The sequence below is a fragment of the Streptomyces sp. NPDC047706 genome (assembly GCF_043204795.1).
Lineage (GTDB): Bacteria > Actinomycetota > Actinomycetes > Streptomycetales > Streptomycetaceae > Streptomyces.
Genome location: NZ_JBIDCW010000004.1, coordinates 48784 through 69914 on the forward strand (window position 1 = coordinate 48784; position 21131 = coordinate 69914).

General features: G+C 71.4%; 19 protein-coding genes and 1 other RNA gene. 17 read left to right on the forward strand and 3 right to left on the reverse strand.

The genetic code is table 11. From position 1 onward, the window contains the following. Window positions 1-191: 191 nt before the first annotated feature. Window positions 192-785: an LPXTG cell wall anchor domain-containing protein gene (locus ACGF8A_RS05700; RefSeq protein WP_393104583.1), complete on the forward strand. Its 594-nt coding sequence runs from the start codon at window positions 192-194 to the stop codon at window positions 783-785. Between the two features lie 74 nt (window positions 786-859). On the opposite strand, the gene ACGF8A_RS05705 is transcribed toward ACGF8A_RS05700, so the two are convergent. Further along, window positions 860-1051, reverse strand: a complete 192-nt coding sequence (locus ACGF8A_RS05705; protein WP_393104585.1) for a hypothetical protein — start codon at window positions 1049-1051, stop codon at window positions 860-862. 228 nt (window positions 1052-1279) lie between these two features. Between ACGF8A_RS05705 and ftsE the strand changes: the two genes are divergently transcribed. The 6 genes from ftsE to ACGF8A_RS05735 all read left to right on the forward strand — a co-directional run bounded on the left by ftsE (window position 1280) and on the right by ACGF8A_RS05735 (window position 6272). Continuing rightward, a complete protein-coding gene (ftsE, locus tag ACGF8A_RS05710; RefSeq protein ID WP_189699163.1) occupies window positions 1280-1969 on the forward strand; it encodes a cell division ATP-binding protein FtsE in 690 nt (229 codons plus the stop codon). 40 nt (window positions 1970-2009) lie between these two features. Next, window positions 2010-2927, forward strand: a complete 918-nt coding sequence (gene ftsX, locus ACGF8A_RS05715) for a permease-like cell division protein FtsX (RefSeq protein ID WP_393104588.1) — start codon at window positions 2010-2012, stop codon at window positions 2925-2927. 67 nt (window positions 2928-2994) lie between these two features. Then, the gene (locus tag ACGF8A_RS05720) at window positions 2995-4158 is read left to right on the forward strand and encodes a S41 family peptidase (protein WP_393104590.1); all 1164 of its coding nucleotides are present in this window, start codon (window positions 2995-2997) and stop codon (window positions 4156-4158) included. Between the two features lie 60 nt (window positions 4159-4218). Next, complete coding sequence (smpB, locus tag ACGF8A_RS05725; protein WP_393104592.1) at window positions 4219-4698, forward strand: SsrA-binding protein SmpB; 480 nt, start codon at window positions 4219-4221, stop codon at window positions 4696-4698. A gap of 114 nt (window positions 4699-4812) precedes the next feature. Further along, window positions 4813-5181, forward strand: a transfer-messenger RNA (tmRNA) gene (gene ssrA, locus ACGF8A_RS05730). A 107-nt stretch (window positions 5182-5288) separates the two neighbouring features. After that, a complete protein-coding gene (locus ACGF8A_RS05735) occupies window positions 5289-6272 on the forward strand; it encodes an alpha/beta hydrolase family esterase (RefSeq protein WP_393104594.1) in 984 nt (327 codons plus the stop codon). Here ACGF8A_RS05735 and ACGF8A_RS05740 read toward each other — a convergent pair. Continuing rightward, window positions 6239-7480, reverse strand: coding sequence for an MFS transporter (locus tag ACGF8A_RS05740; protein WP_393104596.1), 1242 nt, complete (start codon window positions 7478-7480; stop codon window positions 6239-6241). The genes ACGF8A_RS05735 and ACGF8A_RS05740 overlap by 34 nt on opposite strands. An 83-nt stretch (window positions 7481-7563) precedes the next feature. Here ACGF8A_RS05740 and ACGF8A_RS05745 point away from each other — a divergent pair, with 83 nt between their 5' ends. From ACGF8A_RS05745 to ACGF8A_RS05790, 10 genes are all read left to right on the forward strand, one after another. Beyond that, the gene (locus ACGF8A_RS05745) at window positions 7564-8529 is read left to right on the forward strand and encodes a LysR family transcriptional regulator (RefSeq protein WP_393104598.1); all 966 of its coding nucleotides are present in this window, start codon (window positions 7564-7566) and stop codon (window positions 8527-8529) included. Between the two features lie 89 nt (window positions 8530-8618). Further along, on the forward strand, window positions 8619-8795 hold the full coding sequence (locus ACGF8A_RS05750) for a hypothetical protein (RefSeq protein ID WP_393104600.1): 177 nt from the start codon (window positions 8619-8621) through the stop codon (window positions 8793-8795). Between the two features lie 352 nt (window positions 8796-9147). Further along, on the forward strand, window positions 9148-10524 hold the full coding sequence (locus ACGF8A_RS05755) for a nitrate/nitrite transporter (protein ID WP_393104602.1): 1377 nt from the start codon (window positions 9148-9150) through the stop codon (window positions 10522-10524). Between the two features lie 120 nt (window positions 10525-10644). Further along, a complete protein-coding gene (locus ACGF8A_RS05760) occupies window positions 10645-11817 on the forward strand; it encodes a uroporphyrinogen-III synthase (RefSeq protein ID WP_393104604.1) in 1173 nt (390 codons plus the stop codon). Window positions 11818-12252: 435 nt separating this feature from the next. Next, entirely contained in the window at window positions 12253-12846 is a 594-nt protein-coding gene (locus ACGF8A_RS05765; RefSeq protein ID WP_393104606.1) for a CGNR zinc finger domain-containing protein, read from the forward strand. A 269-nt stretch (window positions 12847-13115) separates the two neighbouring features. Next, window positions 13116-13700, forward strand: a complete 585-nt coding sequence (locus ACGF8A_RS05770) for a sigma-70 family RNA polymerase sigma factor (protein WP_196462372.1) — start codon at window positions 13116-13118, stop codon at window positions 13698-13700. 50 nt (window positions 13701-13750) lie between these two features. Further along, window positions 13751-14521, forward strand: a complete 771-nt coding sequence (locus tag ACGF8A_RS05775; protein ID WP_393104608.1) for an anti-sigma factor family protein — start codon at window positions 13751-13753, stop codon at window positions 14519-14521. Between the two features lie 139 nt (window positions 14522-14660). Then, a complete protein-coding gene (locus ACGF8A_RS05780; RefSeq protein ID WP_393104610.1) occupies window positions 14661-16958 on the forward strand; it encodes a HelD family protein in 2298 nt (765 codons plus the stop codon). Between the two features lie 412 nt (window positions 16959-17370). Further along, entirely contained in the window at window positions 17371-18804 is a 1434-nt protein-coding gene (locus ACGF8A_RS05785) for an NAD-dependent malic enzyme (RefSeq protein ID WP_393104612.1), read from the forward strand. Window positions 18805-19171: 367 nt separating this feature from the next. Further along, a complete protein-coding gene (locus ACGF8A_RS05790) occupies window positions 19172-19453 on the forward strand; it encodes an HU family DNA-binding protein (RefSeq protein WP_393104614.1) in 282 nt (93 codons plus the stop codon). Window positions 19454-19613: 160 nt separating this feature from the next. Here the strand turns inward: ACGF8A_RS05790 and murA are convergent, their stop codons facing one another. Continuing rightward, complete coding sequence (murA, locus tag ACGF8A_RS05795) at window positions 19614-20954, reverse strand: UDP-N-acetylglucosamine 1-carboxyvinyltransferase (protein WP_393104616.1); 1341 nt, start codon at window positions 20952-20954, stop codon at window positions 19614-19616. Between the last annotated feature and the right edge of the window lie 177 nt (window positions 20955-21131).

Genomic DNA, 21131 nt, shown 5'->3' on the forward strand with positions numbered 1-21131 from the left:
CAAAGAACCCGTACCTGGACATCGCGTACGCAACGACCTTGACGTTGCTTTGAAAAATGGGAAGGGTGAAGCGTGGCATGCGTATCTCTGGGGCGCATGTGAACCGGGGGGCTTCATCGCATCAGCCACCCCCGTCGATCACGGCCCCGAGCGCCGCCTAATGACGATCAGCTACTGGGGGTAGCAAACACATGACCAACAAGACGCGCATACGTGTCGCGCGCCTCGCGGCCGGCGCCGTGATCGCGGCCGGTGCCTCGCTGACCGCAGCGGGTGCCGCTTCCGCCACCGAGGGCGACGGCTGCTTCGTGGGCCTCCTGTGCGAGGAGCGCTCGCCGAGCCCGGAGCCCACCATCCCGACCGGTGAACCGACGATCCCGACCGGTGAGCCCACCCTTCCGACGGGTGAGCCGACCGTTCCGACGGGTGAGCCGACCGACCCGACCCAGGAGCCCACGGAGCCGGAGGAGCCCACCGAGCCCGAGGGGCCCACCGAGGACCCCTCGGACGACGAGACCACCGCCCCCGGCACCGGTGACGAGGACAACACCGACACCGACGGTGGCACCTCCCCGCAGGACGAGGGTTCCTCGTCCCTGACGGACACCGGCTCGGAGATCCCGGCGGCCGACACCTCCGCCCAGGGCGGCGGCGACGAGCTCGCCGAGACGGGTGCCGCGCAGACCACGTTCCTGCTGATCGGCGCCGCGACGATGATCGCCGGCGGTGTCGGCTTCCGTGTGCTGCCGCGTCTGGTGGGCGGCCGTGGCGGTGCCGCCGCCTGACGCGGTGGCCGAGCGTGATCGCCGAAGGGCCCGGAGCAACCGCTCCGGGCCCTTCGGCGTACTCTCCGCGCGCGCTACGCGGTCTGGTGCGCGAGGAGCGCGACCGCCGCGATCAGCATGACCAGCAGGGCGATCAGGGTCATGGGGTTGAGGGCCGCGAAGGGGTTCTCCTGCTGCAGCCGCTGGCGGTTGGCCCGGCACACGGGGCAGCGGCCCTCGTTCACGGGCGCGGCACAGTTCGCGCACACCAGTCGGTCGTACGTCATGTGCTCGCCTCCTTGCACCGGTACCGGTTCATGCCTACAACGCCCGGGGGAACGCAAACGTTCCCCCTCCACTGTGCCAGGTTCCTCCGGAAAGGGCGCGGGCGCTCTCAGAACGTCGGGGTGGACAAAAGTGCACAAGCCTTGCTCAATCGCAACCTGTGCCTGCGCTTGCGTACCCGCTTCGCGTATGGTCACGCACATCTACCCCCGGCGACCCGTGGTGCATCCGTGATCCGATTCGACAACGTGTCCAAGGTCTACCCCAAGCAGACCCGTCCCGCCCTCAGGGATGTCTCCCTTGAGGTGGAAAAGGGTGAGTTCGTCTTTCTTGTGGGGTCCTCCGGCTCCGGAAAGTCCACCTTCCTGCGGCTGATCCTCCGCGAGGAGCGGTGCAGCCACGGTCAGGTGCACGTTCTGGGCAAGGACCTCGCGCGCCTCTCCAACTGGAAGGTGCCGCAGATGCGGCGCCAGTTGGGGACGGTCTTCCAGGACTTCCGGCTGCTGCCGAACAAGACCGTCGGTGAGAACGTCGCCTTCGCGCAGGAGGTCATCGGCAAGTCGCGCGGCGAGATCCGCAAGTCCGTGCCGCAGGTGCTCGAACTGGTCGGGCTCGGCGGCAAGGAGGACCGGATGCCGGGCGAGCTGTCCGGCGGTGAGCAGCAGCGCGTCGCCATCGCGCGGGCCTTCGTCAACCGGCCCAAGCTGCTGATCGCCGACGAGCCCACCGGCAACCTCGACCCGCAGACCTCCGTCGGCATCATGAAGCTGCTCGACCGGATCAACCGGACGGGCACCACCGTGGTGATGGCCACGCACGACCAGAACATCGTGGACCAGATGCGCAAGCGCGTCATCGAGCTGGAGAAGGGCCGCCTCGTCCGCGACCAGGCCCGCGGCGTCTACGGCTACCAGCACTGAGACAGCAGCGAGATCCACGGAAAGGCTTGAAGCAGACGCCATGCGCGCCCAGTTCGTTCTGTCGGAGATCGGTGTCGGTCTCCGCCGCAATCTGACGATGACCTTCGCGGTCATCGTCTCGGTCGCCCTGTCCCTGGCCCTGTTCGGCGGTTCGCTGCTGATGAGCGACCAGGTGAACACCATGAAGGGCTACTGGTACGACAAGGTCAACGTCTCGATCTTCCTCTGCAACAAGAGCGACGCAGAGTCGGACCCCAACTGCGCCAAGGGCGCGGTCACCGAGGACCAGAAGGAGCAGGTCCTCACCGATCTCAAGAAGATGTCGGTCGTCGACACGGTGACGTACGAGTCGCAGGACCAGGCGTACAAGCACTACAAGGAGCAGTTCGGCGACTCCCCGCTGGCCAGCTCGCTCACGCCGGACCAGATGCAGGAGTCGTACCGCATCAAGCTGGCCGACCCGGAGAAGTACCAGGTCATCGCGACCGCCTTCAACGGGCGCGACGGCGTGCAGTCCGTGCAGGACCAGAAGGGCATCCTGGACAACCTCTTCGAGCTGCTGAACGGCATGAACTGGGCCGCGCGCGCGGTGATGGCACTGATGCTGGTGGTGGCGCTGATGCTGATCGTCAACACCGTTCGCGTCTCGGCGTTCAGCCGGCGGCGCGAGACCGGCATCATGCGCCTGGTCGGCGCCTCGGGCTTCTACATCCAGGCGCCGTTCATCATGGAGGCCGCGGTCGCCGGACTCATCGGCGGCACGCTCGCGTGCGGCTTCCTGTTGCTCGGGCGGTACTTCATCATCGACCACGGCCTGGCCCTGTCCGAGAAGCTGAACCTGATCAACTTCATCGGCTGGGACGCCGTTCTGACGAAGCTGCCGCTCATCCTCGCGACCAGCCTGCTGATGCCCGCGTTGGCCGCCTTCTTCGCGTTGCGCAAGTACCTGAAGGTGTGACGCATGCCAAGAGGGCCGTACGGTCAACCGACCGTACGGCCCTTCGCGTTGTCCTAGACTCACCGGCATGTCAGGTCGTGGCCTGTTCTGTCAGCCCCGCCGCTACGGCCGCGGGGCCGCCCTGACGTTGGTGTTCGCGAGCGTGCTCGTCGCCGGTGCCGCCACCGGCTCGCTGCCGGGCGACGAGCCCGGTGCCGCATCCGGTACGACGCCCTCCGCGGCCCCCGTCGGCAGCCAGCAGGAGGTCGCGCGCGCCGCCGCCGAGGCCATGGCCGAGGGCAAGTCCCCCATCGAGGCGGCGCAACGCGCCGTGAGCCGCAGCGGCAACCGCTGGGACGCCGTCTACTCCCGGGGCGAGTACGAGGAGTTCCAGGAGGCCCTCGACGGCGAGTACACCGGTGTCGGCCTGTCCGCCCGCCGTGAGCGGGACGGACGTATCGAGGTGACGGCGGTGGCCGCCGGTTCGCCCGCGGCCCGGGCCGGGATCCGCGCCGGGGACCGGCTGGGCAGCGTCGACGGACGGAAGGTCGACGGGCGTCCGGTCACCGAGGTCGTCTCCTTGCTGCGCGGCGACGCCACCGACGCGGACGCCGGTACGACCGTCCGGCTCGGGATGGAGCGCGGCACACGCGCGTGGACCGAGACCCTGCGCCGGGCCCGGCTGTCCACCGACTCAGTGACGGTGCGCACACTCGGCGACGGCACCACCGTGATCAGGATCGCCGCCTTCACCAAGGGTTCCGGGAAGGTGGTCCGGGAGGCCGTACGGCGGGCCCCGGCCGCCTCCGGGGTCGTCCTCGACCTGCGCGGCAACACGGGCGGCCTGGTCGCCGAGGCCGTCACCGCGGCCTCCGCCTTCCTCGACGGCGGCCTGGTCGCCACCTACGACATCGACCGCGAGCAGCTCGCCCTGCACGCCGAGTCCGGTGGCGACACCGCCAGACCCCTGGTCGCGCTCGTCGACGGCGCGACGATGAGCGCGGCCGAGCTGCTCACCGGCGCTCTGCAGGACCGCGGTCGCGCGGTCGTCGTGGGCTCCCGCACCTTCGGCAAGGGCTCGGTCCAGATGCCCAGCCGGCTGCCGGACGGCTCCGTCGCCGAACTGACCGTCGGCCACTACCGCACCCCCTCCGGCCGCGGGGTCGACGGCCGCGGCATCACCCCCGACCTGGAGGCCGGCGAGCGGGCCCTGGAACGGGCGCGGACCGTGCTCGCCGGGCTGGGCCGGTAGCCTCCCGGCGATAATCGGCTTCCCTCACACCCCCTTCGTGGTGCGAAAATGGTCGGCACTATGGCTAAGGAAAAAGGGCGCAAGCTGATCGCGCAGAACAAGAAGGCGCGGCACGACTACCACATCCTCGACACCTACGAGGCCGGTCTGGTCCTCACGGGCACCGAGGTGAAGTCGCTGCGCCAGGGCCGCGCCTCGCTGGTCGACGGCTTCGTCCAGATGGACGGGAACGAGGCGTGGCTGTACAACGTGCACGTGCCGGAGTACAGCCAGGGCACCTGGACCAACCACAGTGCCCGGCGCAAGCGCAAGCTGCTCCTGCACCGCGAGGAGATCGACAAGCTGGAGTCCAAGTCGGGAGAGACGGGTCACACCGTCGTGCCGCTCGCCCTGTACTTCAAGGACGGCCGGGCCAAGGTGGAGATCGCGCTGGCCAGGGGCAAGAAGGAGTACGACAAGCGGCAGACCCTGCGCGAGAAGCAGGACCGCCGTGAGGCCGAGCGCGCCATGTCGGCGGTGCGGCGCAGGCAGCGGGCCTGAGACCCGCCGGGGCCCGGGAATCCGCTGGCACCGACCTGCGTTGGTCACGTACGATGGCACTGCACCTCACAGCGGGTGCGCGCCCCCTCCGCGGAGGGGTTGAAAAATCAACATGGGGATGATCGGTTTCGACAGCGGCTGTCGAAGCAGGGGAAGCGTGTCGAGGAAGCGGCCATGATCTCGTAAACCACAGGCCGAAACCAATAATCGCCAACACCAAGCGCGATTCCTTCGCCCTCGCTGCCTAAGTAGCGACTTGCGAAGTGTCAGCCCGGGGCTGTTCCCGACCCGGATCCTGGCATCAGCTAGGGGACTAAACCTTGATCCCGGTCACGGGGTGAAGAGGGAAACCAAACAGTGACTGAGCCCGTCGGAGACTTGTCCGCGTGATCTCCGGGGCCGAGAAAAGCACAGCGGACTGCACACGGAGAAGCCCTGATTCCACACCGTTGGACGCGGGTTCGATTCCCGCCATCTCCACAATCTCCATGTGACAAGGGCCCGGTGGTGTCCGACCACCGGGCCCTTGTCGTTTTTGTGGTGTCCGGCTCCATATCGAGGGGTCGTTCACGGTTCTACGGTCCCTCCCCATGACACAGACCAGAGCCGCACAGCCTCGCATCGCAGTCCTGGTGACCCTGCTGGTCGCCCTGATCGCCGCCGTCCTCACGCCGGGGCGGGCGGTGGCCGCCTCGCTCCAGGAGGTCACCGGGTTCGGAAGCAACCCCGGGGCGCTGAAGATGTACCGGTACGTGCCCGACGGACTGCCCGCCGGGCGGCCCGTCGTCGTCGCGCTGCACGGCTGCACGCAGAACGCCTCCGGATACGGCACCCAGAGCGGCTGGACGCAGCTCGCGGACCGGTGGGGCTTCTCCGTCGTGCTGCCGCAGCAGCAGAGCGCCAACAACCTCTCGTCCTGCTTCAACTGGTTCCAGACCGGCGACATCGCCCGCGGCCAGGGCGAGGCCGCCTCCCTCGCCCAGATGGTGGACCGGCAGCTCGCCGACGTCTCCGGCGACCGCGCGCGGGTGTACGTCACCGGATTGTCCGCGGGCGGGGCGATGACCGCCGTGATGATGGCCGCCTACCCGGAGAAGTTCGCCGCGGGCGGCGTCGTCGCGGGACTGCCCCACGGTTGCGCGCAGGCCGCCGGGTCGCCGTACGTGTGCATGTACGTCGGAGCCACGCAGACCCCGAAGCAGTGGGGCGACCGGGTGCGGGCCGCACGGCCCGGGTACGGCGGGCCCTGGCCGGTGCTCACCGTTCTGCACGGCACGGCCGACTACACCGTCAAGCCCGTCAACATGACCGATCTCGTGAAGCAGTGGACCGATGTGCACGGCACCGACCAGACCGCCGACGTGACCGACTCGGTCTCCGGCCATCCGCACCAGGTCTTCCGGGACGCCGGCGGGCGCACGGTCGTCGAGACGTACGCGCTGACGGGGATGGGGCACGGGCAGCCCGTCGACCCCGGCAGCGGCGATGAGCAGTGCGGGGCCGCTGGGGCCTACATGCTCGACGTGAACCTGTGCGCCGCCTACCGGCTGGGGCACGCCTGGGGGCTCGGCTGAGACACACCGCGCGCCACGCGGGAGAGCAGCGTGATGAGGAGGGCTAGAGCCGCGGCGGCGACCGGTATGCCGAAGCCGGTGGCCGCCGACGCCCGCTCCACCGTCCAGCCGCCGAGCGCGCTGCCGCCCGCGATGCCTGCGAGGAGGGCGGTCACGGCGAGGGTCATGCCCTCGTTGAGGCGGTCGGCGGGGGTGCGCTGCTGGACGAGCGCCATGCCGGTGACCATCGTCGGTGCGGTCGCCATCCCGGCGACGAGCAGGGCGGGGGCGAGGACGAGGAGGGAGGAGGCGAGGGTGGCGGCCAGCAGCGGGAGGACCAGCAGGGCCGCCATCGCGGCCATGCACCAGGGGAGACGGCGGTCGGCCGGTGCCTTGAGCTTCAGCGTGCCGAAGAGCAGGCCCGCCGCGCAGGAGCCCGCCGCCTGGAGTCCGAGCAGGACACCCGCCGCCGTGCGATGGCCCTGGCCGTCCGCGAACGCGATCGTCACCACCTCCGTCGCGCCGAACACCGCGCCCGTGGCCAGGAAGGCGGCGAGCAGCGCCGGCATGCCGGGGGAGCGCAGCGGTGAGCGGGCCTTCGAGCGCGGTGCGACAGGCGGTTCCGTGGCGCGCTGGGCGGTGAACAGGAGCATGCCGGTGAGCAGCAGGACGCTCCCGGTCAGCGTGCCCGCCTCCGGGAAGAACGTCCCGCAGAGGAAGGCCGCGAGCACCGGGCCCAGCATGAAGCACAGCTCGTCGGCGGCCTGCTCGAAGGAGTTGGCGGTGTGCAGGGCCTCGGAGTCGCCCTTGAGGAGGTGGGCCCAGCGGGCGCGGGACATGCCGCCGGTGTTGGGCGTGGTCGCGGTGGCGGCGTAGGCGGCGAACAGGGTCCAGTCCGGGGCGTCGTGGTGCAGGCAGAGGACGAGGGCCAGGCTGCCCAGGGCCGCCGTGAGGGTGGCGGGAACGGCGACGCGGGCCTGGCCGTACCGGTCGACGAGGCGGGCGATCCAGGGGGCGACCAGCGCGGTCGCGGCGAGGCCGGTCGCGGTGACGGCACCGGCGAGGGCGTACGAGCCGCGGGAACCGGCGATCATCACGACGGCGCTCACACCGAACATGCCCATGGGGAGCCGGGCGACCAGGTTGCCCAGTGTGAAGGCACGGGTGCCGGGGTGGGCGAACAGGCGGCGGTAGGGACCGGGCCGGCGGGTGAGGGTCGGTTGCGGCATGGGGCAACGGTCGCCCGTGGCCGATCAAGGGGTCCAACACCTTCTCCGCACCGATTCACGCACCGCTGTTGTAAGTTTCCGCCATGCCCGCACCCGCCCACCTCGACCCCCGTCTCCTGCGCGCCTTCGTCACGGTCGCCGAGGAACTGCACTTCACCCGCGCCGCGGCCCGGCTGTACGTCGCCCAGCAGGCGCTGAGCCGGGATGTGCGGCGGCTGGAGCGGGAGTTGGGCACCGAGCTGTTCGTCCGGACCACGCGGCAGGTGACGCTGACGGCGGACGGGGAGCGGCTGGTGCCCCACGCGCGCCAGGTGCTCGCGGCGCAGGAGGCGTTGCTCGCGGCGTTCGGGCAGGTCAGGCCCCTGCTCGTCGACCTGAACTCACCCGGCCTCGGCACGCCGCGCCGGGTTCTGCACCGGGCCCGCGAACTCGCCCCGGACTGCGAGCTGATGGCCCGCTACGAGAGTGGGCTCACGGGCGCGGTGGGGGAGCTGCTGGCGGGGCGGATCGACGTGTCGTTCGGGCGGTTCGCGGGGCTGGACCCCGGGTTGCGCAGGCAACTGGAACACCGGATCGTCCGGTACGAGCCGATGGCGGTCGTGCTGCCGCAGGACCATCGGCTGGCGTCCCACGCGCAGGTGCCGCTGGCCTCGCTGGCCGGGGAGACCGTGTACGCCGGGGCCGGGAATCCGCGGACACCGGAGTGGACCGACCTCGCCCGGCGGCTGTTCGAGGGGCGGGGTATCGAGGTCGCGGCGCCCCTGCCGCTGGCGGTGGGGGACGAGGAGTTCCAGCGGGTGATGGCCAGGACACGGTGCCCGGTACTCGCCGTGGTGGACTTCCCGGCCATGCCCGGCACGGTACGACGGCCGCTGGTGGACCCCGTTCCCCTGTCGCCGGTGTCGCTGGTGTGGCGGAAGGGGCTGACGCATCCGGGACTGGGGGCGCTGCGGCGGGCGGCCGGCGAGGTGGGCCAGGAGCAGGGGTGGTCGCGGGTGCCGGAGGGGGCCTGGCTGCCGGAGGCGGACCGGTGGGCCTGCGCGCCCTGAGGCGCGACGCCGGCCCGGGGGGCCCGCGTCGTGCTGTGGTGAAAGACCGCCCGATGGCGCTGCCGTGAAGACCGCCCGATGGCGCTGCCGTGAAGGCCGCTGACACCCGCCGGCACTCCGCGCGGCAGCGGCTGGGGCAGGCCGCGCTCGCCGTCACCGTCGGCAGCCTGGTCGTCGGCGTGAAGACCGGGGGCGACAGCGCCTTCCTCGCCGGCGGGATCATGTGGGCCGCCTGCATGGCGCTCCTCGCCGGCGCCTTCGCGTGAACCGCCGCCGCGACGCCGAGTGCGCCGCCCGCCTTCAGGCCGCCCGGTTCGCACCGGGACCCGGCCGGCCGGCTCCGGTACCTGCGGCCGGGTACGCCGATGCCGGGGCAGCCGTTCGCGAGCGGGCCCTACGGGACGACGCCGGGCGGGGCGGCGAGCGGGCCCTACGGCCGGCCGGGAAGCCCCCGCAGGGCCGACGAACCGGCGACCTCTCATCCCGCCCGGCCCCGGGGTGAGAGCGAAGTTCCCTTCCGGTCACCCACCGCCACAGGCCGGAAACGCGCCCTGCCTACCTTCGGGACTCAGCCACTCAAGCGCGGCACCACCGAGCCCGGAGCACCGTGGAGGCGTCATGACAGCCCCGAGTAAAGCCCCCAGCAGGGGAGGCCGCTGGATCGAGCACTGGGATCCCGAGGACGTGACCTTCTGGAAGCAGACCGGGGAGCGGGTCGCGCGCCGGAACCTGCTCCTGTCCGTGCTCTCCGAGCACATCGGGTTCTCCGTCTGGACCGTGTGGTCGGTGATGGTGCTGTTCATGGGCCCGGAGTACGGCCTCACGCCGGCCGACAAGTTCGCCCTGGTGTCGATGGCCACGCTGGTCGGCGCCGTCGTCCGCGTCCCCTACACCTTCGCGGTGGCGATCTTCGGCGGCCGCAACTGGACGGTCGTCTCGGCCAGTCTCCTGCTGGTCCCGACGGTCGCCGCCTTCGTCGTGATGGAGCCGGGGACCTCGTACACCACGTTCCTGGTCTGCGCGATGCTCGCCGGTGTCGGGGGCGGCAACTTCGCCTCCTCCATGACCAACATCAACGCCTTCTACCCGCTGCGCAGGAAGGGCTGGGCCCTCGGCCTGAACGCCGGCGGGGGCAACATCGGCGTGCCGGTGGTGCAGCTGGCCGGGCTGGCCGTGATCGGCGCGGGTGGCGGGCCGCGGGTGCTGCTCGGGATCTACATCCCCCTGATCGTCGTCGCCGCCGTGCTCGCCGCGCTCCACATGGACAACATCGCGTCGCTCCGGAACGACTCCGGCGCCGCCAAGGAGGCCGTACGGGCCGGGCACACCTGGGTCATGTCCCTGCTCTACGTCGGCACCTTCGGCTCGTTCATCGGCTACAGCTTCGCCTTCGGCCTGGTGCTCCAGACCCAGTTCGGCCGAACGCCGCTCCAGGCCGCGTACGTCACCTTCATCGGCCCGCTGCTCGGCTCGCTGATCCGGCCGGTGGGCGGCGCGCTCGCCGACCGGTACGGCGGAGCGCGGATCACGCTGTGGAACTACGTCGCCATGGCCGCCGCCACCGCCGTGGTCGTCGCGGCGAGCATGAGGGAGTCGCTGCCGCTGTTCACGGCCGCGTTCATCGCGCTGTTCGTGCTGAGCGGCCTCGGCAACGGGTCGACGTACAAGATGATCCCCGGCATCTTCCAGAACAAGGCCCTCGCCATGGGACTCGAAGGGGAGGAGGCCGCGGCCTACGGACGGCGGCTGTCCGGCGCGTCCATGGGGCTGATCGGCGCGGTGGGCGCGCTCGGCGGACTGGGCATCAACCTGGCCTTCCGGCAGTCGTTCCTCAGCGCGGGCTCCGGCACCGGCGCCTTCGTCGCCTTCCTGGCCTTCTACGGCCTCTGCTTCGCGGTCACCTGGGCCGTATACCTTCGCCGCCCGGCCGCCCCGGCTCCGGCGACCCGGTCCGCCACGGAGGCGAAGCCCCAGCTCAGCTACGCCGAGGTGTGACGTAACACCGCCGACACAGCGCCGCACCGAGCCTGTCACGCGCCGTTGACAGGCTCGGTCTGCATCCAGGCGGAACGACTTGTGGGTGGGAACGACTCGAGTGCGGGACGAGAGTTAGTGATGTACGAGCAGCAGCAGCGACCGGAACGGGCGGAGCAAGGGGCGGAGCACGGGCCCCTCGCCGGATTCACCGTGGGTGTGACGGCAGCGCGCCGGGCCGACGAGCTCGGGGCGCTGCTGAAGCGGCGCGGTGCCGTCGTGCTGCACGCGCCCGCCCTGCGGATCGTGCCGCTCGCCGACGACGGTGAACTGCTCACCGCCACCAGGGAACTCCTCGACCGGGTGCCGGACGTGGTCGTGGCGACGACCGCCATCGGCTTCCGCGGCTGGATCGAGGCGGCCGACGGATGGGGTCTCGGGGAGGCGCTGCTCGACCGGCTGCGCGGCGTGGAACTGCTCGCCCGTGGGCCGAAGGTGAAGGGCGCGATCCGGGCCGCCGGGCTGACCGAGGACTGGTCGCCGTGCTCCGAGTCCATGGCCGAGGTGCTCGACCGGCTGCTGGAGGAGGGCGTAGACGGGCGCCGCGTCGCCGTGCAGCTGCACGGCGAGCCGTTGCCCGGGTTCGTGGAGTCGCTGCGGGCGGGCGGCGCCGAGGTGGTCGGCGTGCCGGTCTACCGCTGGATGCCGCCGGAGGACCTCACGCCCCTGGACCGGCTGCTGGACGCCACCGTCGCGCGCGGAGTCGACGCGCTGACCTTCACGAGCGCGCCCGCCGCCGCGTCCCTGCTGTCCCGCGCCGAGGAGCGCGGGCTGGGCGCGGAGCTGCTCGCCGCACTCCACCACGACGTGCTGCCCGCGTGCGTCGGCCCGGTCACCGCGCTGCCGTTGCAGGTCCATGGCATCGACACGGTCCAGCCCGAACGCTTCCGGCTCGGCCCGCTCGTTCAGCTCCTCTGCCAGGAACTGCCGGCTCGGACACGCGCGTTGCCCGTCGCCGGGCATCGGGTGGAGATCCGTGGCCACGCGGTCCTGGTGGACGGCGACCTCAAACCCGTACCGCCGGCCGGTATGTCGCTGCTGCGCGCCCTGTCCCGCCGACCCGGCTGGGTGGTGGCCCGGTCCGAGCTGCTGCGGGCGCTGCCCGGCACCGGCCGGGACGAGCACGCCGTGGAGACCGCGATGGCCCGCCTGCGCACGGCCCTGGGGGCGCCGAAGCTGATCCAGACCGTGGTCAAGCGCGGCTACCGGCTCGCCCTCGACCCGGCGGCGGACGCCAAGTACGCCGACGCGTGAGACGACCGCACCGGCGTGCCCCGGCAGGGACGGGCCGCACCGCGCGACCGGCGCGGCGACCTCGCGGACGGAAGACACTCCGACGGCGACTCCGTACGAGGCAGGGCACATGCGGTTCGGCTGTGCGCCGAACGGCCGGGACCCGCGAGACCCGTGAGCCCCGCGGGCGGGACGGCGGTGGTGCGCGCGAGGGGTAGCGGTCGTCGTACGAACGGGAACATGGCTGTCACAGGGGTCGGGCGCCGCGGCGCCGGTGCGGACGAGGGCGCCCGTGTCCGGTGACGAGGGGTACCGATCGCCGTACGGGGCAGGCACTTGGTGAGGTCTGCGGTTCTGCCGCGCGCCCGGAAGGGCCCGCGCGGCCGGCCAGGACGGCGCCGCGGACGCGACGACGGCACGCGACCGACGGCGGAGCGCTTAGGCGGTGACGCGCACATGGCACCGGGTATCGGCACGAACCCTTACGACCCGCGGTTCGGCGCCGGGCGGGTCTGCCTCGATCTGCTGGCGACCGCGCACCCCGAGGAACGGCTCTGCTCCGTGGCGGTGCTGCACGCCTGGATCACCGGCTCCGGGCTCGTCCCGCCGGGCACCCTGCTCGCCCGGGCGGACGCCTCCTGGCTCACCGCCTTCCGCGAACTGCGCGCGCACGTCGACCAGTTGGTGCGTGCCACGCTGTCCTGCGAGCCCGGCGCGTACGACCTCCCGCTCGCCCGGGTCAACGCCGCCGCCCGCGCCGCGCCGCCGGCACCCCGGGCCCTGCGCGGCCGGGACGGCACGCTCGTGCGAGGGCTGGACGGCCCGCCGGAGTGCGCCGCGCTGCTCGGCGCGATCGCCCGGGACGCCGTCGAGCTGCTGACGGACCCCGCCGCGCGGGCCGGTCTGCGGCAGTGCGCGGGGGACAACTGCGCGCTCGTGTACCTCGACTCCTCCCGGGGACGGCGCAGGCGCTGGTGCTCCAGTGAGGTGTGCGGGAACCGGGAGCGGGTGGCCCGGCACCGCCGGCGTGCGGCTGTCTCCCGAGCCTGACGGCCCGTTATGCGGCTTGTGCGCAGCAGGCGTTCCGCACCGCTCAAGTGATGTCGGCAACACGCTGTTCGGGCCTCCGGGGCTTTTTCGTGCGGCGACGGACCCGCGGTTGTGTCGTTCATGTGAAGGTGCGGCGGGGGGAATGTGCGCCCATGTCCTCTCACGTCATGTCACCCCGAAGAAAACCGTCCCCTCGCGTTGAACACGCAACGCCCCTTGTACGTACCCCGTGTCGAGCGACCGACTGGGGGAACCCCCGGACACCGGAGGTGGGCGTGCGCAAGGATGCGGCCGTGGCCAATGAACGTGGATCGAGGGCCCGACATCGCATGTCCTCACAGCCCTCGGAGCCTGATGAGGAGCTGATGCGTGCCCTGTACCAGGAGCACGCCGGACCTCTGCTCGCGTATGTCCTCAGGCTGGTCGCCGGAGACCGGCAGCGCGCCGAGGACGTCGTGCAGGAAACGCTCATCCGTGCCTGGAAGAACGCCGGTCAGCTCAATCGGGCGACCGGTTCGGTACGCCCCTGGCTGGTGACGGTCGCGCGCCGCATCGTGATCGACGGCCACCGCAGCCGGCAGGCCCGGCCGCAGGAGGTCGACCCGTCGCCGCTGGAGGTCATCCCCGCGGAGGACGAGATCGACAAGGCGCTGTGGCTGATGACGCTGTCTGACGCGCTCGACGACCTGACCCCGGCACACCGGGAGGTGCTCGTCGAGACGTACTTCAAGGGGCGTACCGTCAATGAGGCGGCGGAGACCCTGGGCATACCGAGTGGCACCGTGCGCTCCCGGGTGTTCTACGCCCTGCGTTCGATGAAGCTGGCACTGGAGGAGCGGGGGGTGACGGCGTGATGAACACATACGGGGGATTCGGAGCGGGGGGCCCGGGTATGTCTGGCCCCATGCAGGGATCAACGGGCCCGAACGAACACGAGACCGTCGGCGCCTACGCCCTCGGAATCCTCGACGACGCCGAGGCGACCGCGTTCGAGGCCCATCTCGCGAGCTGCGAGTGGTGCGCCCAGCAGCTCGACGAGCTCGCCGGTATGGAGCCGATGCTGGCGGCGCTCGCCGACCTGCCCGGCGCCGGAACCCCCTCGATCGGCGAGTCGCTGTCCGCCAGGCCGAGCCCCCGGCTCGCCGAGAAGCTGGTCGACGAGGTCGCCGAACGCCGCGCCCAGAAGCGCCGCCGCAGCATGTACATGGTGGCGGCCGCGGCCGCGCTGATCGTCGGCGGACCGCTGGTCTCCGTCGCGGCGACCGGCGGTGAGGAGTCCGGCACCGGCGGCAACCGCACCGTGCAGGCGTCCAGCCCCGCCCAGCGGGCCTTCAAGGAGATGCCCGACCGGGTGGCGGCGACCGACCCCACGACCCAGGTCAGCGCCACCGTGGCCATGCAGGAGAAGGCCTGGGGCACCGACGCGGTCCTTGAGCTCAAGAACGTCAAGGGCCCCGAGAAGTGCTCACTGATCGCGGTGGGGAAGAACGGCGAGCGGGAGACGCTCAGCAACTGGTCCGTCCCGAACTGGGGCTACGGCCTGCCGGACGCCACCACGGAGCAGGCCAAGAACCCGCTCTACATCCAGGGCGGCGCCGCCTTCTCCCCGAACGAGATCGACCACTTCGAGGTCATGACCTTCGACGGCGATCTGCTGGTGGAGATCGACGCGTAGCGCGGTACGACGACTGCTGCAAGCGGTTACGACCCGAGCCCCGGGGCCGTCAGGTGACGGACCCGGGGCTCACGCGTAGCCTTCAGGCGTCCCTTTCGCGTACGGTGGACGGCTGCGCAGCACGTCAGAAGGGGGCCCGGTGGCCGCTCAGGCTCAACAGGAAACCGCGCTCGACCCCGCCCAGGACTCCGACCGCGACCGCGAGATCGGCGCGGAGCAGGAGCACCTCGACCGGGTGTACCGCCGCCTGGAGGAGAAGATCCACGAGGCGGAGTTCCTCATGCACGACGCGGCCCAGCGCGGTCACGTCGGCACCCCCGGCGCGCTCGCCGAGCGCGACGCCCAGGTCTTCCGGGCGGGCGTCCACCTGAGCCGGCTGAACAACGAGTTCGAGGACTTCCTCTTCGGCCGTATCGACCTGCTGCGCGGCAAGGACGGCAAGAAGGGCCCGGACGGCGCCTACACCGCGGTGGAGCCGGCCGAGGGCGCCGTGCGGCCGGACAACACGGCCGACATCGCCGAGACCCTGCACATCGGCCGCATCGGTGTCCTGGACGAGGACTACGCACCGCTGGTCATCGACTGGCGCGCGCCCGCGGCCGCACCCTTCTACCGTTCCACGCCGGTCGACCCCGGCCGCGTGGTGCGCCGCCGGGTCATCCGCTCCAAGGGCCGCCGCGTCCTCGGCGTCGAGGACGACCTGATGCGCCCGGAGCTGAAGGCGTCCCTCGACGGCCACGAGCTGGCCGTCATCGGCGACGGTGCCCTGATGGCCGCCCTCGGCCAGGCCCGCGGCCACACCATGCGCGACATCGTCGCCTCCATCCAGGCCGAGCAGGACATGGTCATCCGCGCCCCCGCCGCCTCCGTGACCTACGTCGAGGGCGGCCCCGGCACCGGCAAGACCGCCGTCGCCCTGCACCGGGCGGCATACCTGCTCTACCAGGACCGGCGCCGCTACGCCGGCGGCATCCTGATCGTCTCGCCGACGCCGCTGCTGGTGGCGTACACCGAGGGTGTGCTGCCCTCCCTCGGCGAGGAGGGCCAGGTCGCGATCCGGGCGATCGGCTCGCTCGTCGACGGCGTCGGGGCCGCGCTGTACGACTCCCCGGCCGTGGCCCGCGCCAAGGGCTCGCACCGCATGCTCAAGGTGCTGCGGAAGGCCGCCCGCGGAACGCTGGAGCTGAACGATTCACCACAGCGCCTGCGCGTCGTGGCCTTCGGCCGGCGGCTCGAACTGGAGGCCGCCGAGCTGGAGCGGATCCGGCGCGCGGCGCTGGGCGGCACGGCCCCCGTCAACCTGCTGCGCCCGCGCGCCCGCAAGCTGCTGCTCGACGCACTGTGGGAGCGGTCCGGCGCGGCCGGCCGGCACACGGACCCGGAGCTTGCCGCCGAGCTGCGGTCGTCCTTCGACGAGGACATCACCTCCGAGGACGACTTCCTCGCCTTCCTCGACGCCTGGTGGCCGGAGCTGACCCCGCGCGCGGTCCTCGCGGCCATGGCCGACGAGCGGCGCCTCGGCCGCTGGGCCCGGCGGATCCTGAACCCCGGGGAGGTGCGCAAGGTCGCCCGGTCGCTGAGGCGCGACGGCTTCTCCGTGCACGACATCGCCCTGCTCGACGAGCTCCAGGCGATCCTCGGCGCCCCCGCACGCCCGAGGAAGCGGCGCGAACTCGACCCGCTGGACCAGCTCACCGGTTTGGAGGAGCTGATGCCGGTGCGCGAGGAGTCGCAGTGGGAGCGGGCCGAGCGGCTGGCGCAGGAGCGCACCGAGTACGCGCACGTCATCGTCGACGAGGCCCAGGACCTCACGCCGATGCAGTGGCGCATGGTCGGCCGCCGCGGCCGGCACGCCACCTGGACGGTCGTCGGCGACCCGGCCCAGTCCTCCTGGTCCGACCCGGACGAGGCGGCCGAGGCCCGCGACGAGGCCCTCGGCACCCGCCCGCGCCGCCGCTTCCAGCTCACGGTGAACTACCGCAACCCGGCCGAGATCGCCAATCTGGCCGCCAGGGTGCTGGCCCTGGCGATGCCCGGCTCCCGGTCCCCGCGGGCCGTGCGCTCCACGGGCGTCGAGCCGCGCTTCGCCGTCGCCGGCGCCTCCCTGGGGCAGAGCGTGCGCGAGGAGGCGGCCCGGCTGCTCGACCGGGTCGACGGCACGATCGGCGTCGTCGTGGCCATGAACCGGCGCGAGGAGGCCCGCCGCTGGCTTGCCGGGCTCGGCGACCGGGTGGTGGCGCTGGGCAGCCTGGAGGCCAAGGGCCTGGAGTACGACGCGACCGTCGTCGTCTCGCCCGCGGAGATCGCCGACGAGTCGCCGGCCGGGCTGCGTGTGCTGTATGTCGCACTCACCCGCGCGACCCAGCAGCTCACGATCGTCTCCGGGGAGCGGGACGAGCCGGACGCGGCCGGGGTGCCGGACCTGCTCAGGGACTGATCGCGGCGGTCGGGCCGGACCCGTTCGGGGGCTGCGCGGGGCGGGCCGGCGGGACGGGAATGGCCGTACGGGATCTGTTTGTTAGCCTGGGTGTGGCACCGGCCCGATCCAAGCCCCCGGGCCCAACCTTCGTCGCTACGAGCGACCACTTGCCGCGAGGCGAGCATGGCGGGCCGGTGTCACTGAACTGCCGGGAGAGGCCCACGTCGGAAGTGACGTGGGCCTCTTTCCATGCCCGATCCTCTCTCGTATGGTGGAAGAAGTTTTCCGAAAACGTCTGACCCGCCGGTCGGCAGGGGCTGTCCGCCTGTGAACTAAATGAGCGCAATCCAGGGCGGCTACCACGTACTCGGCGGTAGGTGCGACGATCGGACGGCAAATCGCGACACGGTGAAAGCAGAGGAAGTCGGCCATGGCAACGGCGCCCAGCGTCTCCTACTCGATGACCATCCGGTTGGAGGTGCCCGCGAGCGGAACCGCCGTCTCGCAGCTCACCACCGCGGTGGAGTCCTCCGGAGGCTCGGTGACCGGCCTCGACGTCACCGCCTCCGGGCACGAGAAACTCCGCATCGACGTCACGATCGCGGCCTCCTCCACCGCCCACGCCGACCAGATCGTCCAGCAGCTGCGCGGCATCGAGGGCGTCACGCTGGGCAAGGTCTCGGACCGTACGTTCCTGATGCACCTCGGCGGCAAGATCGAGATGCAGTCCAAGCACCCCATCCGCAACCGTGACGACCTCTCCATGGTCTACACGCCGGGTGTGGCCCGCGTGTGCATGGCCATCGCCGAGAACCCCGAGGACGCGCGCCGCCTCACGATCAAGCGGAACTCCGTTGCGGTCGTGACGGACGGCTCCGCCGTGCTGGGCCTGGGCAACATCGGCCCGAAGGCCGCGCTGCCGGTCATGGAGGGCAAGGCGGCCCTCTTCAAGAGGTTCGCCGGCATCGACGCCTGGCCGCTCTGCCTGGACACCCAGGACACCGACGCGATCGTCGAGATCGTCAAGGCGATCGCCCCGGGCTTCGCCGGCATCAACCTGGAGGACATCTCCGCGCCCCGCTGCTTCGAGATCGAGGCGCGGCTGCGTGAGGCCCTCGACATCCCCGTCTTCCACGACGACCAGCACGGCACGGCCATCGTGGTGCTCGCCGCGCTGACCAACGCCCTGCGCGTCACCGGCAAGACGATCGAGAGCATCCGCGTCGTGATGTCGGGCGCCGGCGCGGCCGGTACGGCGATCCTGAAGCTGCTGATCGCCGCCGGCGTGAAGCACGCCGTCGTCGCCGACATCCACGGTGTCGTGCACGCCGGCCGTGAGGACCTCGTCGCGGCCGCCTCCGACTCGCCGCTGCGCTGGATCGCCGACAACACCAACCCCGAGGGCATCACCGGCACGCTGCGGGAGGCCGTGCGCGGCGCGGACGTCTTCATCGGCGTCTCCGCCCCGAACGTGCTGGACGGCGACGACGTGGCGGCCATGGCCGCCGACGCGATCGTGTTCGCGCTCGCGAATCCCGACCCCGAGGTCGAGCCGGCAATCGCCCGCCAGACCGCGGCAGTTGTGGCCACCGGCCGCTCCGACTTCCCGAACCAGATCAACAACGTGCTGGTCTTCCCGGGTGTCTTCCGCGGGCTGCTGGACGCCCAGTCCCGCACCGTCAACACGGAGATGATGATCGCCGCCGCGAAGGCGCTGGCGGACGTCGTCACCGAGGACGAGCTCAACCCGAACTACATCATCCCGAGCGTGTTCAACGACAAGGTCGCGGGCGCGGTCGCGGGTGCGGTGCGGGAGGCCGCGAAGGCGGTCGGAGCGGCCCCGGCCGACTCGTCCATCCTCTGATCCGACACCGGGCTGTGAGGATCACCACGGCCGCGCTGCTCACCGGCGCGTCGCGGGACCTCGTACCCTTGGCCGCCCTCTAGGGTGAGCCGCCAGGGCCTGTCCGGAGCCGGGGTCCGCAGGACCGGCCCTGGTCAGTGGCGCTTTTCGTGTGACTCCCAAGGGTGTTCTCACGACTCCTGCGGGTGCCGGATTGGCATTCCCGCCGCAGGTGGGGGCAGGATGCGTCCCTGGGCGCGAGCGTCTGACGACGGACCCGGGTCCGGGGACTGTCCGAGGACCCTGGCAGCATCGGCTTCGCTGTGCCCGATATGCGGCTCCGCCGCGTGGCACGCCTCAATGGCAAGAAGAACACGGGAGTAACAACATGAACCGCAGTGAGCTGGTGGCCGCGCTGGCCGACCGCGCCGAGGTGACCCGCAAGGACGCCGACGCCGTGCTGGCCGCGTTCGCCGACGTCGTCGGCGAGATCGTCTCCAAGGGCGACGAGAAGGTCACCATCCCCGGCTTCCTGACCTTCGAGCGCACCCACCGTGCCGCTCGCACCGCGCGCAACCCGCAGACCGGTGACCCGATCCAGATCCCGGCCGGTTACAGCGTGAAGGTCTCCGCGGGCTCGAAGCTCAAGGAATCGGCCAAGGGCAAGTAGGCGCACGGCGCCGCGCAGGACCGGCGCCGCGGACGGCGGCGGGTCCGCAGTGACTCGTCGCGCGCTTCCCCGCGCCCCTCAGGGCGTCGCAGCACAACGCCGATGGGGCGGCCACCCGGACCGGGTGGCCGCCCCATCGGCGTACTCGTGCGTCCCGCTGTCAGCCGAGCGGCTTGCCCGGCAGTTCCACCTTCGCGCCCAGCTCCATGAGCTTCTCCATGAAGTTCTCGTAGCCGCGGTTGATGAGGTCGATGCCGTGCACCCGGGACGTGCCCTGGGCGGCCAGCGCGGCGATGAGGTACGAGAAGCCGCCGCGCAGGTCGGGGATGACCAGGTCGGCGCCCTGGAGGCGGGTGGGGCCGCTGACGACCGCCGAGTGCAGGAAGTTGCGCTGCCCGAAGCGGCAGTTCGAGCCGCCGAGGCACTCGCGGTAGAGCTGGATGTGGGCGCCCATCTGGTTGAGGGCGGAGGTGAAGCCGAGACGGGACTCGTAGACCGTCTCGTGGATGATGGACAGGCCCGTTGCCTGGGTGAGGGCCACGACCAGCGGCTGCTGCCAGTCCGTCTGGAAGCCCGGGTGCACGTCCGTCTCCAGGGCGATGGACTTCAACTGGCCGCCGGGGTGCCAGAAACGGATGCCCTCGTCGTCGATCTCGAAGGCACCGCCCACCTTCCGGTAGGTGTTGAGGAACGTCATCATGGACCGCTGCTGCGCGCCCCGGACGTAGATGTTGCCCTCGGTCGCCAGGGCCGCGGAGGCCCAGGAGGCGGCTTCCAGCCGGTCCGGCAGGGCGCGGTGGGCGTAGCCGCCGAGCTGGTCCACACCGGTGATGCGGATCGTCCGGTCGGTGTCCATCGCGATGATGGCGCCCATCTTCTGCAGGACGCAGATCAGGTCCTCGATCTCCGGCTCCACGGCCGCGTTCGAGAGCTCCGTGACGCCCTCCGCGAGGACGGCGGTCAGCAGCACCTGCTCGGTCGCGCCGACGGACGGGTACGGGAGCCGGATCTTCGTACCGCGCAGACGCTGCGGCGCCTCCAGGTACTGCCCGTCCGCCCGCTTCTCGATCGTGGCGCCGAACTGCCGCAGCACGTCGAAGTGGAAGTCGATGGGCCGGCCGCCGATGTCGCAGCCGCCGAGGCCGGGGATGAAGGCGTGGCCGAGGCGGTGCAGCAGCGGGCCGCAGAACAGGATCGGGATACGGCTGGATCCCGCATGGGCATCGATGTCGGCGACGTTCGCGCTCTCCACCCGCGTCGGGTCGAGCACCAGTTCGCCCGGCTCCTCGCCCGGACGCACCGACACGCCGTGCAGCTGGAGCAGCCCACGGACGACGCGGACGTCACGGATGTCCGGGACGTTGCGCAGCCGGCTCGGCGCGCTGCCGAGCAGGGCGGCGACCATGGCCTTCGGTACGAGGTTCTTCGCACCGCGGACACGGATCTCGCCCTCCAGCGGGGTTCCGCCGTGGACAAGCAGGACATCGTCGTTGACGGTCATGTATCTCGCGTTCCGATGAGTTGGGCAAGGGCCGGAGAGACAGAGTAATCGCCGCCGACCCCCCTGCCGTAAGCCCGAGGACGACTCAGCACTGTCATAGCTCTGTCACAACACGAACCGTTCGGTATCGGGCACATGGGGTCACGGGGGCCGCCGGGACGGAGCCCGTGCGCCGGG

Excerpts from the sequence above, each read along its gene's own strand:
- ACGF8A_RS05700 (WP_393104583.1), top strand. The coding sequence starts at position 192 with ATGACCAACAAGACGCGCATACGTGTCGCGCGCCTCGCGGCCGGCGCC.
- ACGF8A_RS05705 (WP_393104585.1), bottom strand. The coding sequence starts at position 1,051 with ATGACGTACGACCGACTGGTGTGCGCGAACTGTGCCGCGCCCGTGAAC.
- ftsX (WP_393104588.1), top strand. The coding sequence starts at position 2,010 with ATGCGCGCCCAGTTCGTTCTGTCGGAGATCGGTGTCGGTCTCCGCCGC.
- ACGF8A_RS05720 (WP_393104590.1), top strand. The coding sequence starts at position 2,995 with ATGTCAGGTCGTGGCCTGTTCTGTCAGCCCCGCCGCTACGGCCGCGGG.
- smpB (WP_393104592.1), top strand. The coding sequence starts at position 4,219 with ATGGCTAAGGAAAAAGGGCGCAAGCTGATCGCGCAGAACAAGAAGGCG.
- ACGF8A_RS05735 (WP_393104594.1), top strand. The coding sequence starts at position 5,289 with ATGACACAGACCAGAGCCGCACAGCCTCGCATCGCAGTCCTGGTGACC.
- ACGF8A_RS05740 (WP_393104596.1), bottom strand. The coding sequence starts at position 7,480 with ATGCCGCAACCGACCCTCACCCGCCGGCCCGGTCCCTACCGCCGCCTG.
- ACGF8A_RS05745 (WP_393104598.1), top strand. The coding sequence starts at position 7,564 with ATGCCCGCACCCGCCCACCTCGACCCCCGTCTCCTGCGCGCCTTCGTC.
- ACGF8A_RS05755 (WP_393104602.1), top strand. The coding sequence starts at position 9,148 with ATGACAGCCCCGAGTAAAGCCCCCAGCAGGGGAGGCCGCTGGATCGAG.
- ACGF8A_RS05760 (WP_393104604.1), top strand. The coding sequence starts at position 10,645 with ATGTACGAGCAGCAGCAGCGACCGGAACGGGCGGAGCAAGGGGCGGAG.
- ACGF8A_RS05765 (WP_393104606.1), top strand. The coding sequence starts at position 12,253 with ATGGCACCGGGTATCGGCACGAACCCTTACGACCCGCGGTTCGGCGCC.
- ACGF8A_RS05775 (WP_393104608.1), top strand. The coding sequence starts at position 13,751 with ATGCAGGGATCAACGGGCCCGAACGAACACGAGACCGTCGGCGCCTAC.
- ACGF8A_RS05785 (WP_393104612.1), top strand. The coding sequence starts at position 17,371 with ATGGCAACGGCGCCCAGCGTCTCCTACTCGATGACCATCCGGTTGGAG.
- ACGF8A_RS05790 (WP_393104614.1), top strand. The coding sequence starts at position 19,172 with ATGAACCGCAGTGAGCTGGTGGCCGCGCTGGCCGACCGCGCCGAGGTG.
- murA (WP_393104616.1), bottom strand. The coding sequence starts at position 20,954 with ATGACCGTCAACGACGATGTCCTGCTTGTCCACGGCGGAACCCCGCTG.